The organism is Arthrobacter cryoconiti, from assembly GCF_020905375.1.
In the GTDB taxonomy this organism is placed as follows: Bacteria; Actinomycetota; Actinomycetes; order Actinomycetales; family Micrococcaceae; genus Specibacter; species Specibacter cryoconiti.
Genome location: NZ_JAJJBU010000017.1, coordinates 55,795 through 69,687 on the forward strand (window position 1 = coordinate 55,795; position 13,893 = coordinate 69,687).

13 protein-coding genes and 3 tRNA genes are annotated in these 13,893 nt (G+C 58.9%); 1 reads left to right on the forward strand and 15 read right to left on the reverse strand.

The window, feature by feature from the left end:
- Positions 1 to 59 precede the first annotated feature (59 nt).
- Together LOH53_RS09205 and LOH53_RS09210 are read right to left on the reverse strand one after the other, a co-directional pair.
- Positions 60 to 1,271, reverse strand: a complete 1,212-nt coding sequence (locus tag LOH53_RS09205; protein WP_230067445.1) for an ROK family transcriptional regulator — start codon at positions 1,269 to 1,271, stop codon at positions 60 to 62.
- A gap of 180 nt (positions 1,272 to 1,451) precedes the next feature.
- Positions 1,452 to 2,654, reverse strand: coding sequence for a class I SAM-dependent methyltransferase (locus tag LOH53_RS09210; RefSeq protein WP_326832760.1), 1,203 nt, complete (start codon positions 2,652 to 2,654; stop codon positions 1,452 to 1,454).
- Between the two features lie 219 nt (positions 2,655 to 2,873).
- Here LOH53_RS09210 and LOH53_RS09215 point away from each other — a divergent pair, with 219 nt between their 5' ends.
- Positions 2,874 to 3,815 (forward strand): MIP/aquaporin family protein, encoded by a 942-nt coding sequence (locus LOH53_RS09215; RefSeq protein ID WP_230067446.1) that lies wholly within the window; start codon positions 2,874 to 2,876, stop codon positions 3,813 to 3,815.
- A gap of 36 nt (positions 3,816 to 3,851) precedes the next feature.
- Here LOH53_RS09215 and LOH53_RS09220 read toward each other — a convergent pair whose 3' ends face one another.
- The 13 genes from LOH53_RS09220 to obgE all read right to left on the reverse strand — a co-directional run bounded on the left by LOH53_RS09220 (position 3,852) and on the right by obgE (position 13,747).
- Positions 3,852 to 4,259, reverse strand: a complete 408-nt coding sequence (locus tag LOH53_RS09220; RefSeq protein ID WP_268251066.1) for a YchJ family protein — start codon at positions 4,257 to 4,259, stop codon at positions 3,852 to 3,854.
- Positions 4,226 to 4,942: a FadR/GntR family transcriptional regulator gene (locus LOH53_RS09225; RefSeq protein ID WP_230067448.1), complete on the reverse strand. Its 717-nt coding sequence runs from the start codon at positions 4,940 to 4,942 to the stop codon at positions 4,226 to 4,228. The genes LOH53_RS09220 and LOH53_RS09225 overlap by 34 nt, the downstream gene beginning before the upstream one ends.
- A gap of 160 nt (positions 4,943 to 5,102) precedes the next feature.
- A tRNA-Ala gene (locus LOH53_RS09230) sits at positions 5,103 to 5,175 on the reverse strand.
- Between the two features lie 41 nt (positions 5,176 to 5,216).
- Positions 5,217 to 5,289, reverse strand: a tRNA-Ala gene (locus LOH53_RS09235).
- Between the two features lie 41 nt (positions 5,290 to 5,330).
- A tRNA-Ala gene (locus LOH53_RS09240) sits at positions 5,331 to 5,403 on the reverse strand.
- A 167-nt stretch (positions 5,404 to 5,570) separates the two neighbouring features.
- Complete coding sequence (locus tag LOH53_RS09245; RefSeq protein ID WP_230067449.1) at positions 5,571 to 6,320, reverse strand: histidine phosphatase family protein; 750 nt, start codon at positions 6,318 to 6,320, stop codon at positions 5,571 to 5,573.
- Between the two features lie 31 nt (positions 6,321 to 6,351).
- A complete protein-coding gene (gene rsfS, locus LOH53_RS09250) occupies positions 6,352 to 6,783 on the reverse strand; it encodes a ribosome silencing factor (RefSeq protein ID WP_230067450.1) in 432 nt (143 codons plus the stop codon).
- A gap of 25 nt (positions 6,784 to 6,808) precedes the next feature.
- Positions 6,809 to 8,611, reverse strand: coding sequence for a hypothetical protein (locus tag LOH53_RS09255; RefSeq protein WP_230067451.1), 1,803 nt, complete (start codon positions 8,609 to 8,611; stop codon positions 6,809 to 6,811).
- A gap of 7 nt (positions 8,612 to 8,618) precedes the next feature.
- Positions 8,619 to 9,353 (reverse strand): nicotinate-nucleotide adenylyltransferase, encoded by a 735-nt coding sequence (gene nadD / locus LOH53_RS09260; protein WP_268251067.1) that lies wholly within the window; start codon positions 9,351 to 9,353, stop codon positions 8,619 to 8,621.
- Complete coding sequence (locus tag LOH53_RS09265; protein WP_230067452.1) at positions 9,286 to 9,534, reverse strand: hypothetical protein; 249 nt, start codon at positions 9,532 to 9,534, stop codon at positions 9,286 to 9,288. The genes nadD and LOH53_RS09265 overlap by 68 nt, the downstream gene beginning before the upstream one ends.
- A 136-nt stretch (positions 9,535 to 9,670) precedes the next feature.
- Positions 9,671 to 10,969, reverse strand: coding sequence for a glutamate-5-semialdehyde dehydrogenase (locus LOH53_RS09270; RefSeq protein ID WP_230067453.1), 1,299 nt, complete (start codon positions 10,967 to 10,969; stop codon positions 9,671 to 9,673).
- A gap of 29 nt (positions 10,970 to 10,998) precedes the next feature.
- Positions 10,999 to 12,150 carry a glutamate 5-kinase gene (proB, locus tag LOH53_RS09275; protein WP_230067454.1) on the reverse strand — a complete coding sequence of 384 codons (1,152 nt, stop codon included), beginning with the start codon at positions 12,148 to 12,150 and terminating at the stop codon, positions 10,999 to 11,001.
- A complete protein-coding gene (obgE, locus tag LOH53_RS09280) occupies positions 12,140 to 13,747 on the reverse strand; it encodes a GTPase ObgE (protein ID WP_230067455.1) in 1,608 nt (535 codons plus the stop codon). Before obgE ends, proB begins: the two co-directional genes overlap by 11 nt.
- Between the last annotated feature and the right edge of the window lie 146 nt (positions 13,748 to 13,893).

A 13,893-nucleotide genomic window follows, 5' to 3' on the forward strand; every position in this document is an offset into this window, starting at 1 on the left:
CATAGTCCTTTTCGCCGCTGCGCAGACAAAAGGAACAGACTTCGCCGGTGTGCCTAGAATCAGCGCTGTGGTTTGGGATCCAAGAGTAGCTGGCCAGCGCTCGGACCAAAGGTCTTTTCCATGACCAGGCATGCGGCACCGAAGGCTTCTTCACCCGTGCAAACCCTGGTCCCCACTACGCTCACCGAGTGGACGTCGTTGGTCACACTGTAGCGTTCCAAATGGCCCGGCACTTCCGCCAAATAGATTTCTGAAAGTGCTGGCCAGAACGGTCCCCCGAAGACAACTTGATCCACGTCTAATAGATTCGTCAAGGCCGATACCGCGCCGGACATGCGCGCTGCGGAGCGGGTGAGAATTCCGGTAGCTTGCTCGTCGCCGTCGGCCGCCAGCTGCGCCAAGAGCGCTAGCTCATCCGGTCTGGCCACCGGGTTTGGGGATTCAGCGGGGGGTAACAGTCCCAGGCTACGAGCCTCCGCCAGTAGAGTCTGCGGCATACACGTGACTTTGACGCAGCCACGCCGTCCACAGTCACATTCTGGTCCATCTGGATCGGTGATGATGTGCCCGATCTCCCCCACGTTGCCTGAAGATCCTCGGACCACCTCGTCGCCCAAAACCAGACCGGCACCAATGCCGGTGCCCATATAGACGTAAATGAAGTTACTTGCGCAACCTGTAGTACCAGTCCACAGCTCAGCTACGGCCGCCGCTGTAACGTCCTTGTCCATGACCACGGGAAGGCCCGTTTCCTCGGCAAGGATATCCCGTAAAAACACCCTGTTCCAGCCGGGCATATGGGGTGGTGCCACGACAGCTCCGCTGGCGGCATCCACTGGTCCGGGCGTTGCCACACCGACTCCAGCTATACGGCCTTGTTCGACTCCCGACTCCGTGATGAGGGTTCGAATTATTCCACCCATGGCCCCAACCGCGGCATCGGGAGGACCGGCCAAGTCTGTAGGTATTTCGCGAGCTAGCAGAACAGTGCCGATGGCGTCCACGATGGCAAAGCTAGTCGTTGCTGGATCAATATGCACACCCACAGCGAACATGCCTTTGGGATCTAACCGGAGAATGGTACGAGGCTTGCCCGGACCGGACGTTTCTTTGCCCGCTTCCATAATCAGCCCTGTATCAAGAAGACGGCGGCAGATGTTAGAGACAGTTTGTGCTGCCAACCCTGCCGAGCCGGCCAATTCCACTCGGCTTAGTCCCGCCTCGGACCGACGAATTGAATCCAAAATGACGGCTTGGTTGAAATCCCCCATTTTTGGTAGGTTCGTGCCACGATGCCGTTGCGCTAGGCCAATAGGGGGAACACCCAACGTTTACTCCTTGAGAAAGTCTATGAAACCCAATCCACATGTCCGGGGTTCTGCTGTCAGATTACCTTGCAAACCTGTGCTCCTGCGAGAGGTGCGGCAACGGCGTGCCGTACTCCTCCACAATTAGCCCCGCGTTCGTCGCGAAACCGACACAGTAAATTTACTGTTCTGGCCCACGATCGCCGTAGGACCGACCCTATTTTCCAGCTGTGCGCGGTAGTCAAGATGGCGGTTGTAGACGGTCCAGAGCTCACCCTGCGGCGCCAAAACACGCGCTGCTGCATCGAAGAGCTTCAAGGCAATACCCGCGTGGACCGCAGCACCAACGTGAAAAGGCGGATTGAGCACCACCAAGTCCGCTGATGCGTTCGCAAACCCCGCCAAGGCATCGTCGCGGAACGTAACGATGCGATCCGTCAACCCATTGGCTTCCGCGGTGGCAATGGTGGAGGCTATGGCAGCCGCTGATTGGTCAGTGGCGATCAGCTGAAGTCCGGGACGTGCCGTTGCCAAAAAAGCCGCAATGCTGCCATTTCCACACCCCAGATCAATCGCGGTTGACGCGCTTTGCCTCATCTGCGGCTCAAAGCTAAGCAGGAAGCGCGTTCCCAGATCAAGTTTGGTACCACCGAAAACTGCTCCGTGCGCGCATAGCCAAAGCCCCAGGTCGGCGTTAAAATCCTTGCGCGGAAACGTGAGCTCGGACGTCGTCGCCGACGTCGCCGACGGATGCACCAACCCACTCGTCACCAGTAGGCGCGACTTTCGCCAGGCACGGCCGGGTACCACGGAATCAAAGTTTGCGGCCAGCACTTCGTTCATGGCAAGTGTCATGTGCTTCACCCTCCCGCCGGCGAACACTTTTACGGATGGTGACGCGTGGGAGGCAATCAGTGCCGCCACCTCCGCCACTTCGTCAAGGCCGCGAGGTAACTGCCAGAGCACCACCTGGGCACCTGCAAAAACCTTCCCACACAGCGGTAGAGACTCATACACGCCGTCCATGCCTAGTCGAGCCGAGTTTGCCGCAAGTGCAAGCTCGCCGGAATACGCATCCTGATGGACCTTGATGCCGGTGATCCCATGGACTTTTGCTGCCCCAAGGCTCAGCGCCCCATAACGATCCCCCACCACTGCCACGTGGGCAGGATCAGTGCTGTGCGCAAGTGCGGCTATGGCATCGTATGCCTCCGCCAAAATCAATTCGTCGGTGGCGTCATGTGCGAAAAGATTCTGCGCTTCGATGTCCGGAAAACGGCGCAATAAAGAGAAGTCAAAGTTCTCCGGCGATGTGCGTACGTTGCCAGGTTTTTCCATGCCGTTCATCAGGCCCTTTCATCCATCCCCAGCTGTAGGGAGTCCGTCAAAGTTTAGCCTCCTCGATTCATTTCCCTGTCCTGACCCGCTCCCTCGAAGAAGCTACTCCATACCGTCAAAAGATATGAGTAAAAAAGCATGTGCAGCAGATCACTTCAGTTCTAGAATCGGGGTAGTCACTAATAGTCAATTGCGACGTCGCCGTCATCGACGACTCTAGGGATCGTCATGAGTGAAATTTCTCCACTAAGGAATGCTGTGCGTAACGGCAGCGGCCTCAAGGGTTTGGGAGGCCTCTGGGGCGAGGTGATGGGCGAGTTTCTTGGGACCTTTGTTTTGATTTGTTTTGGTGACGGTGTTGTTGCCATGGCAGTTGCGGCATTGCCGGGAAGTGGACGTGCGGCGACGGACACGACGATCTTTATGGCAGCCGGAGACTGGCTCTTGATCACGTGGGGATGGGCGCTGGCAGTCGCCATGGGCGTCTACGTTGCGGGTGGAGTCACGGGAGCACACCTAAACCCGGCCGTGACGCTCGCCTTTGCAGTACGCCGTAAGTTTGCCTGGAACAAGGTTCTGCCTTACATCGCAGCTCAGGTAGTAGGAGCGTTCGCAGCCGCAGCGCTCTTGTATGTGGTGTACTACAACGCCATTGACGCCTTCAATGCTGCTTCAAAAACGCAGAGAAATGAGCCGGGAGGTTTAGCCACCTTCTCGATCTTCGCGACCTTCCCCGCCCCCTACTTCCACGGCAACATGACAATTCCACTCGTTGACCAAATAGTTGGCACCGCGTTTTTGGTGTTACTGATTGCTGCCATCATCGACATGCGTAATCTGGCGGTCCAAGCCAACCTCGGTCCACTGATCATTGGCTTTGCCGTAGCAGCAATCGGGATGTCTTTTGGAGCCAACGCCGGATATGCCATCAACCCAGCCCGCGACTTCGGCCCGCGTCTCTTTGCCTGGATGGCTGGGTGGGGCGATGTTGCGTTACCTGGCACCGTGGATGGGGCTTTCAGTTGGTACTTCTGGGTACCGATCGTTGGGCCCCTCATTGGTGGCGTCGTAGGCATCTTCATCTACGACTGGTTCATTGGTGACGTTTTGTACGCCAGGCGTGCATTGGCTGAACGTGCAGAACCTGGGGCAGCGACAAAGGAAGACTAGTTCACGGCTTTATTGCCTGGCGGCAGGGTCAGTGGGCTAGCCCACTGACCCTGCCGCGACGTACAGCCATTGTTTGCGCAGACGGATAAACTTGCTGGTCTCAGTCATGCTCCCCCTCGCTCCGTTGTGACGGTAATGAGCCGTGAAGACAACAACCCCGTCCTTGTCCCAGGGGCCGCCATCGAATGAATCCGTGATGACTAATCCGAGCCACGTCTGCTCCGGGTCTAGTTCCAGCTGTTTCGGACGCGTGTCAGGATGCCAAGTACTCAACAAATAATCGGCGTTACCCATCACAAAGGCCGTGTAGCGCGAGCGCATCAATGCCACAGCAGTAGGCGCATTCGCATCACCGTCCAGAAAACGTCCACAACACGCTTGATACACATCCCCACTGTTACATGGACACCTCATGACATGGGATGGGTTTGAGAGTGGAACCATTCGATGTGCTCTCGGAGCGCCGCCGCCGTCCCAGCACCGTCATGCTTGCAAGCGGCTGCGTAGATATCCTGATGCTGCTCGCGAAGAGTTGGGACGATCTTCTCCCACATCTCGTCACTGTCAATGGCATCACTGACATAACTCTGCACCGCCGTGCGAAGGGATTCCATCAACGCCGTGATTACAGCATTTTTTGCCAGCGAGCTGAGCAGTACGTGGAACTGGGCGTCCAGAGCGTGAAATACTTCTCGATCTAAAGTCGGAGCGGCCATGGCTTCCAAAAGGGACTCCAGTTGAGCGAAGTCAGCGGGGGCGTGTTCACACCCAGCAGATTCGACCGCTGCCCATGTTTCCATCATGATGCGGGTCTGGACTACGTCGGAAACGGGAAAGTGACTTGTGGCCATGTGTAGGCGCAGAGTTGAGGACAGCCCCGCACTGGGGTTCGCGATGACGACGGCGCCCGATCGCGGCCCGGATCCCGCTGCAGTGTGCACCACTCCCATGACATCCAAGATCCTAATGGCGTCCCTCACAGAAGCACGGGAGATGCCGTGCTTCTGTGCCAAGACCCTCTCCCCGGGCAGTTGGTCCCCCACCTTGATCTTTCCGTCTCTCAGGTCAGCTTCAATACTTTGGAGCACGGAGTCATAACTGCGTACGGGACTTTTTGGTGTGGACACGGAACAAGTCTGGCACTCTTTCTCCACTTCCGTGGGCACCGCGGCACTATTTGCCCGGCGAAACAAAAGGAGCCACCCCAACGGGTAGCTCCTTTTTCACTGCTTCCACGCCCCAGTCACGGACGCAACCTCAATCATGCCCTGCCTAAGTACTTATTTGTGGAGCTGAGGGGACTCGAACCCCTGACCCCCTGCATGCCATGCAGGTGCGCTACCAGCTGCGCCACAGCCCCAAAACTATACTGAAAATACCACAAAACACTTACGTATTTCGTGGAGCTGAGGGGACTCGAACCCCTGACCCCCTGCATGCCATGCAGGGGCGCTACCAGCTGCGCCACAGCCCCAAAACTATACTGAAGATACCTCACAACAGTTACGTGTTTCGTGGAGCTGAGGGGACTCGAACCCCTGACCCCCTGCATGCCATGCAGGTGCGCTACCAGCTGCGCCACAGCCCCAAACAAACTATTCCGGCCTAGACCTGTCGGTCATGGCCGGAGCAACTTATCTATCCTAGAACACGTTTGAGTCCGGCACCAAATCGGGGGTGCCCGGAGGCTGAACATCGCTAAATCACTGCGATGACGCCGGACAATTCGTCTCCTAGGCCACGACTAGGCCACGACTAGTCCTCGACGAGAGGAGCCTGGTCTTCGGGGATTTCAAAGGGTTCCGGCAAGGTTCCCACGTTGTGTTCAAGGAGTCTCCATAACCAGTCCTCTGGAGCGGCATCCACCGGTTGAAACTGTTCCACCACAGACCAGTGGCAGTTAGAAAGTCCTGAGAGTGTGCGCCATAAGTGCTCCGGCAGCCCCAATAGTTTTGCCAATGCAACCCTGGTCGAGCCACCATGAGTGGTGACCACCAAAGTGCCACCCGGTGGAACTTTGGCTACGGCATCCAAGATGGCCGCAACCATCCTCACTGCCACTTCAACGCGAGTTTCTCCCCCGCCGGCGCGCGCCTGGGGCTCGTCAAGTTGCCATGGCGTCGTCTGCGCAGGGTACCGTTGCTCGATTTCTGCAAATGTCAGTCCCTGCCAAGTACCCCCATACGTCTCGCGCAGCCGCGAGTCAACGGCAGGTTCCACCCCCGTAAGACGGGCCAGCGCGCGTGCAGTATCGAGAGCGCGCGTTAGGTCAGAGGACACCAGAGTCAGTGATCGCTCACCGGGCGAACTCGCCATTCGTCCGGCAAGCAGACTAGCAGCGCGCTCTGCTTGGCCAATGCCAACGTCGTCCAGAGGTACATCGCTTTGACCCTGAAAGCGTCCGCTGGCATTCCACGCCGTGCGTCCATGGCGCCAAAAAATGACCCGCCGGGGAAGCCCGGCGGGAATCATCGTTGACGATGTCGGTATGGCCTGATCCGTCACGGGAATCGTCCTTCCTTCACCATGATAAGAGTTACTGGGCTTGAACGTCCGGCGCCGGAATACTGGTTTCCGCAGCTGAGTCCTGCTTACGGGAAGGATCCGATGCGTCCAACGCTAGATCCACCACAGGGCAATCAGCATACAGTCGCTCCAAGGCGTAGAAGATCCTGTCTTCCTCGTGCTGTACGTGCACTACGATGTCGGCGTAGTCCAAAAGTACCCAGCGTCCACCGGAGCGCCCTTCCCGACGCACAGGACGCATGCCGAATTTGTGTAGCTCATCTTCAATGCCATCGACTATGGCGTTGACCTGGCGTTCTGTGGCGGCCGAGGCGATGAAAAAGATATCCGTGATAGCCAAGCGATCGCTGACATCAAGAGCGATCAAGTCGTCGGCAAGCTTGTCCGACGCCGCCCGCGCTGCTGCTCGGACCACCTCGATGGAGTGTTCTGTTGCGGTCACTAACGTTCCTTTGGTTGGTCCAGCCCTAGTGGTTCAGGCTGGTGATGAACAAGACGGCTCCGACGATAAACGCCGCACCGCCAAGAATAATACTGCCCCATTGAATGAGCAGGTTTCGTTGAGTGCGTCCCAACCCCGCCGTCATTGCATCTAACGGTTCCAGACCGTGTGCGTAATCGGAAGGCATAGGCGGCATTTGAGTACGCGTGACCGCTGCTTGCGTGCCCTCTGGCTCTTGCGCAACCACGGTAGCCATAGCCTCGGCCCGTTTGAGCGTGCTGCTACGCCCTCCAGTCAGAGGCCTGTTTCCGGTTCCCGGACGGTGAGTGGGACGCGGCGAAAGAGCAGCGTCAAAGCGGACAGCCTCGGCACTTTGGACAGGGGCATTTTTACGCGGGGACAGCTTTGGCCCGGATTTCGTGATGATCGGGATATGCGTGGTACTTGGCCTGCGCAAGACGGGGCGGTCCTGTCCGGGGACCTCAACGAATTCCATCGGCGTAACCATGGCCAAATTGTTGGTTGCCGTAGGGTCCGCGGCAGGACGGCGACTCTTGGCGCTTTCTGCCATGAGCCGTTCGCGTGCCAGCGCGCGCTGGTTTAAGATCGCGGCTCGTTCGGACTGAGCACGTTGTTCTGCCAGCGCCGCCAATTCTTGTGCTGTGGGCGCTGGAACGGCAGGTGTGGACTTCGCGTCGACGTTCGGGCTAACCTGCCCGGGTGTTGGGAGCCTAAAGGCTAGATCGTTCTCCGAAACTGAAAATGGGTGCAGGGAGCCAGCAGCGAAAGCTGCAGGTGACGATTGTCCCCCGGAGTCTGGTCCGGACGTATCCGGGTCATCGATGTCCAGAGCGTCATAAGCTGACCCCTGAACTGGCGCTGCCAACGCTGGTGTCACTGCTTCTGCAGGGGAGAAAGGGGCAGCTGAGCGCGGTGGCGTTGAGGGTGGGGGCGACGGCGCCGGACGTACGGTCGGGGCTGCTGCCCGGCGCCCTGCTCGCTGACGCACTGGTTCGGCAGTTCCCGCGCCGGTTGTGGCCGCAGCCACAACAGCAGGTGAGAGAACTGGGACTGTCGGCTTGGCCGGAGACGAGCCATCCCGATTTTGTGCTGGATTCACGAATGGACCAGCTTCATGAACAGTGGCACCCTTCGGCGCTGCTTCGCCCTGACCAGCATCCTGGAAGCCAGTGGCGTCCGACCCATCGTCTTTCGGTGCAGCGACTTTTCGGTCCTGTCCCTTCGGCAAAGGCACCACGGGATTCACGCTCGTGATGGGGGCCCGCTCGGCCTCCAACTGCGCCTGACGCAGGGCACGACGAGACGGCAATGGCTCTTCGGGTATGGCCGATGAATCCACTAAGTCTTTGTACGCCCGCAGCGCTGCGCGGTCGCGGGCACGAGTTTGGGAAGACCTTTCACGCTGTTGTCCGGACAAACTTCCGGACGCAGCAGATCCGTCCGTTCCCAACGCAGCCGACTCGGTGGGTACACCATTGGGCGGGCTCTGCTCGGCGGCAGTTTTCACACTAGAAGACGCAGTTGCGGAAAGCGTGCGGCGCCCGTGCCGCTCAGACTCACCGGTCCGCTCAGATTCCCCATGGGCGTCGGATTCACCGTTCACATCGGACTCTTCGGGCCGGGGCGCGTTAGTGGCTCCGGGAACGGGTTCCGCAGCCAGCCGCGACGGCGGATTCGCGGGAACTGGCGGACTCGCCGGGGCAGGAACATATGGCACTGAGGGGTAGCCCCCAGCTTGATTTGTCTGTGCCGATTTTGCCTCCCGCAGTTCCCTGCGGCTGCGAACCGGTTCCGTTTCCTTGCTCATCGCTTACTCATTCAGTACTTGAACCCATCGGCAGGATGGTTCCTGCCACGGCGCCGTCCAATTGTTGGTACAGCCCATATTTTGCAATGTATTGCACTACGCCATCCGGCACTAAGTACCAGACGGGATTCGCCTCTTTGACCCTGGTACGGCAGTCCGTCGACGAGATTGACATAGCAGGTACTTCCAACAAACTTACGTCGGACCGGCCCATGTCATCAAGAACGTGGCCCGGGCGTGTCACTCCAACAAAGTGGGCCAGGTTCCACAGTTCTTCATTGTCTTTCCAGGACATGATCTGAGCCATGGCGTCAGCACCCGTGATGAAAAAGAGGTCAGCCTCAGGGCGTTGGCGCTTCAAGTCCCGCAGCGTGTCAATTGTAAACGTAGGTCCGGGCCTGTCAATATCCACCCGACTAACGGTGAAACGCGGATTGGCGGCCGTGGCGATGACCGTCATCAGGTAGCGATGTTCCGCAGCACTGACTTTGGCCTTAGCCTTTTGCCACGGCTCTCCCGTGGGTACAAAAATGACCTCATCAAGCTTGAAAACACTGGCAACCTCGCTGGCTGCCACCAAGTGTCCATGGTGGATCGGATCAAACGTGCCACCCATGACTCCAACCCGGAGACGATTGCGTGTACCCGTATTCACAGGTACTGCGCGTTCTGTCTTAGTGATTGGAAGGCGCCGGATCTTCGTGATGTCCGTGCTTGTTGGTGTGCTGCTTATGGGGGTCATCCGATGATTCAACCGCAGCGTGACGGTTTCCCATGTTCATGAAGGACACACAGACAAACATCAGCAATAGTAGCGAGCACAGCATGACGGCGCCAATGACAAGGGGCGGCGCAATCAGCGGTGCCGCTTCTTCGTGGGCGGCTGCTTCGGCAAGGACGACGCCGGCAAGCTGGGTCAGCATTATTTCTCCCCTATGGGTAGGCGAACGGGGCCGATGGTAAAGGTACCCCGCCGTTCGTGGCTTGAATTCCCTCTAATGGTACGTGGTATCCCACGGCAGTGGCACACCCGCCACGCGAAAAGTGCGCCCAGTACTCTTAGCCGCGGACCTGACCTTCGCCTTGGACTATCCATTTGGTAGTGGTCAGTTCCTTCAATCCCATAGGACCGCGGGCGTGTAGTTTTTGTGTTGAAATCCCCACCTCCGCCCCCAAGCCAAGTTCTCCGCCGTCGGTGAACCGCGTACTGGCATTGACAATGACCGCTGCCGAATCGACTTCGGCAATGAACATCTCAGCATTAGCGAGATCGTTTGTCAGGATGGCTTCGGTGTGCCCGGTACTCCAGGTACGGATATGTTTGATGGCCTCGGGCAGGGAGTCCACCATCTTCACGGCAAGATCCAAGTCCATGTATTCAGTGGCCCAGTCCTCCTCCGTGGCAGGAAAACTGACAGTTCCGGCCGGGACCAGCAGCGCTACGCGTTCGTCCACGTGCAGGCGCACACCGGCGTCGGCCAATGCCTTGAGCACGGCCGACGTGACGGTGGCGTCCTTGTGAACCAGCAACGTCTCCACCGTGTTACACACGCTAGGCCGTTGGGTTTTGGAGTTGAGAAGAATATTTACGCTCATCTCCTCCTTGGCACTGGCGTCGATGAAGATGTGAACGTTTCCCTCCCCGGTCTCTATGACGGGAACGGCCGCGTTGGCGACCACAGTCTGGATCAATTCCCGTCCACCCCGGGGAATGAGGACGTCCACCTGGCCGCGAGCCTTCATGAGCAAGTTGGCGCCCTCACGGCCATACCTGTCCACAGATTGAACAGCGTCCGCGGGAAGCCCCACACTTTCCAGGGCGTCACGCACAATGCCCAATAGAGTCTCGTTGGTGTGGGCCGCTGCCGTTCCCCCGCGCAGGATCACGGCGTTTCCGCTCTTGATGGCTAGCCCAGCGATATCAACGGTGACGTTGGGCCGGGCTTCGTAAATCGCTGCCACAACTCCCATGGGCACATTGATCTGGCGCATGCGCAGACCGTTGGGCAACGTTTGGCCGCGCACCACATTGCCTACCGGGTCAGGCAGCGTGGCAAGATTTTCCAGTGCCCCGGCAAGGCCGGCAATACGTTCAGGGGTAAGCGTGAGCCGGTCCAGCAAGGCTGCGGATGTACCATTTTCGCGTCCGGCGTCAACATCCTTGACATTGGCGAGAAGTATTTGTGCCTGCGCACCCACTAGCGCTTTGGCGATGGCGCGAAGGCCTTTGTCTTTCCATGCCCTGTTGGCCCCAGCCAATTTGCGCGACGCACGACGGGCCCTACCCGTGACGGCCAGCACTTCCGCGCCCGCATCAGAGGTTTCTAGATCGCTTTGCTCAACAGTTTCCACATCCATGGCACAAGTCTAGGCCACGGCGTGCATCCTCACCGGTGGAGCAACACCAGGTCATCTACGTGGACCACTTCACGCTCATACTCTCGTCCAAACTCCTTCGCGAGAGCCTTCGTGGAACGTCCCAACATGGCTGGCAGGTCACTACACCGGTAGTTCACCAGACCGTGGGCGAAGACGTTGCCAGCCGTGTCAGCTATTTCGACGGCGTCTCCAGCGTCAAAGTCTCCGGCGACGCTGAGAATTCCGGCGGGCAGCAAGGATTTGTGACGTTCGCGGACGGCCCGCACCGCGCCGTCGTCGAGCACCAAACGTCCACGGATATCTGCAAGGTGCGCAAGCCAGAGCAGCCGAACGGGACGCTTATTGCCGTTGATGCTGAACCACGTCCCCACATCCTCGCCGGACAGCGCAGCCGCAGCATTCTCCGTTGAAGTAACCAGCGCGGGAATGCCAGTCTCGGCTGCAATGAGTGCCGCCTGGACTTTGGTCGCCATGCCGCCCGTACCCAGACCCCCCTTGCCAGCGGCGCCAATAACAATTCCTTCTAGGTCCTCCGGAGAATCCACACGGCTAATGCGGCTTGCCCCAGCAGAGGGCGGGCCATCGTAGAGGGAGTCGACGTCGGACAGCAGAATCAGAGCATCCGCCTTGATCAGGTGCGCCACGAGTGCGGCCAGCCTGTCATTATCGCCAAAACGAATCTCATGAGTTGCCACGGTGTCGTTCTCATTGACAATCGGCACCACACCAAGGTGCAAAAGACGCTCCAGGGCTCGGTGGGCGTTGACGTAGTGACGGCGTCGGCTCAAGTCCTCCGCCGTCAGCAACACCTGTGAGACAGTGACCCCATGCTCTAAAAACGCATGGTTGTAGTGGGCCATGAGCAGGCCTTGACCCACACTGGCAGCAGCCTGCTGCGTGGCCAAGTCCTTGGGTCGGCGCACCAGTCCAAGGGGAAGGAGCCCGGCGGCAATGGCACCCGAGGAGACAACGATGACCTCAGTGCCCGCTTGGCGGCGTTGAGCCAGGACTCCCACCAGCTTGTGCAGCGCCATTTCGGAGATCCCCCCTGCCACTGATGTCAGCGACGATGACCCAACTTTGACAACAATCCGGGACGCCGTGGCAATATCAGCCCGCGTCCCGCTTTCGGAGGCCGGGACTGCCGAGCTAGCGCTCATCGGTCTCCGTTGCACCGCCGTCAGCTGTTAGATCATCTTTAATTCCAAGCTCACGCGCATATTTGCGGGTGGTGGTTTCCGTCCAAATGCCGGCCTTGCGTTCGGATTCTAGTTCCGCACGGGCAGCAGCCTTTGCGTCGCGTCGGTCCTGCTGCTCCTCACGCTTTTGCGCTCGGGTGGGACGGTCGCCTAGATCAAGGAGGCGAAGGTCTGTGCCGCGAGGAGCAGCCAAATGCTCGGCACCACCCATCATGGTCGGCTCCCAGTCAAAGACCATGCCACCGTCTTCACCAATCACCACGGTGTCCCCCGGTGTGGCACCAGCCTTGAATAGCCCGGTCTCCACGCCAGCCTTAGCCAACCGATCCGCCAAGTAACCAATTGCTTCCTCGTTTTGGAAGTCAGTCTGCTTGACCCAGCGCTGAGGCTTTTCACCAAGGATGCGGAACAACGGTTCCAGATTCTTCTCTTCGCGGCGGATAGTGAAAGCCGTGGCATTCACTGCCCGAGGCCGCAAGACAACAGGAGTGGCCCTTGCCGGAGCTGCTGCCACGGCGGCACGTGCCGCCTGGACGATCTCCGCCATTGCAAAGCCCAGTTGTCGTAGGCCTTCGTGGCTCGTCGCGGAAACTTCAAATACGCGGTACCCACGGGACTCCAGGTCTGCCTTGACGAACCCGGCCATGTCGCGGCCGTCGGGAGAATCGACCTTGTTCAGGGCCACCAGCTTGGGACGTTCGTTCAACGGGACCACGTCACCGTCGGCCCCGGCAAAACTCATATCCACGGCATAGCGATCCAGCTCGCGTTCAATCACTGCAAGATCTGAGATCGGGTCCCGTTCCGACTCTAGGGTGGCGCAGTCAAGAACATGCACCAAGGCCGCGCAGCGTTCAACGTGACGCAGGAAGTTATGTCCTAGGCCTTTTCCTTCACTTGCCCCTTCTATCAGGCCAGGGACGTCGGCGATCGTGAACCGCACATCGCCTGATTGCACCACCCCAAGGTTGGGCACCAACGTGGTGAACGGATAGTCAGCAATCTTGGGCCGAGCCGCGGACATCGCGGCGATCAAGCTGGACTTTCCAGCGGAGGGAAAGCCCACCAAGGCGATATCGGCAATGGATTTCAGTTCCAGGACAACGTCCCGCTCTCCACCCTCGACACCGAGGAGCGCAAACCCAGGCGCCTTTCGCTTCAGAGATGCCAGCTGTGAGTTACCCAGTCCGCCTTGGCCACCAGCGGCAGCGACGTATTCGGAACCCTCTCCCACGAGGTCGGCTAGGACATTACCTTCTTTGTCCTTGACCACGGTGCCGTCGGGGACATCAAGAATGAGGGTTTCTCCGGCCTTACCATCACGCCAGTCGCCCATGCCAGGCCCACCGTTGGTACCGTGGCGGTGAGGTGCATGGTGGTAGTCAAGGAGTGTGGTTGTCTGTGCGCTGACGCGCAAGATCACATTGCCGCCGTCGCCGCCCTTACCGCCGTCGGGCCCGCCTAGAGGCTTAAACTTCTCGCGCTTGACCGAGACGCAGCCATGGCCGCCACTCCCGCCGGATACATGCAAAACAACCCGGTCAACAAAGCTGGCCAATGGTATCTCCTTGATTAATACTGCGTGGAACTAGCGCCCGCGATACAAGCCCATTCTAGTCCTCGGGGAAAATGCCCCGTAATGGTGAAAATCCGGTTCACGCAAGCCTAAACCGGTTAAAAGCAAGTGGAGCGGACCATGCGGCC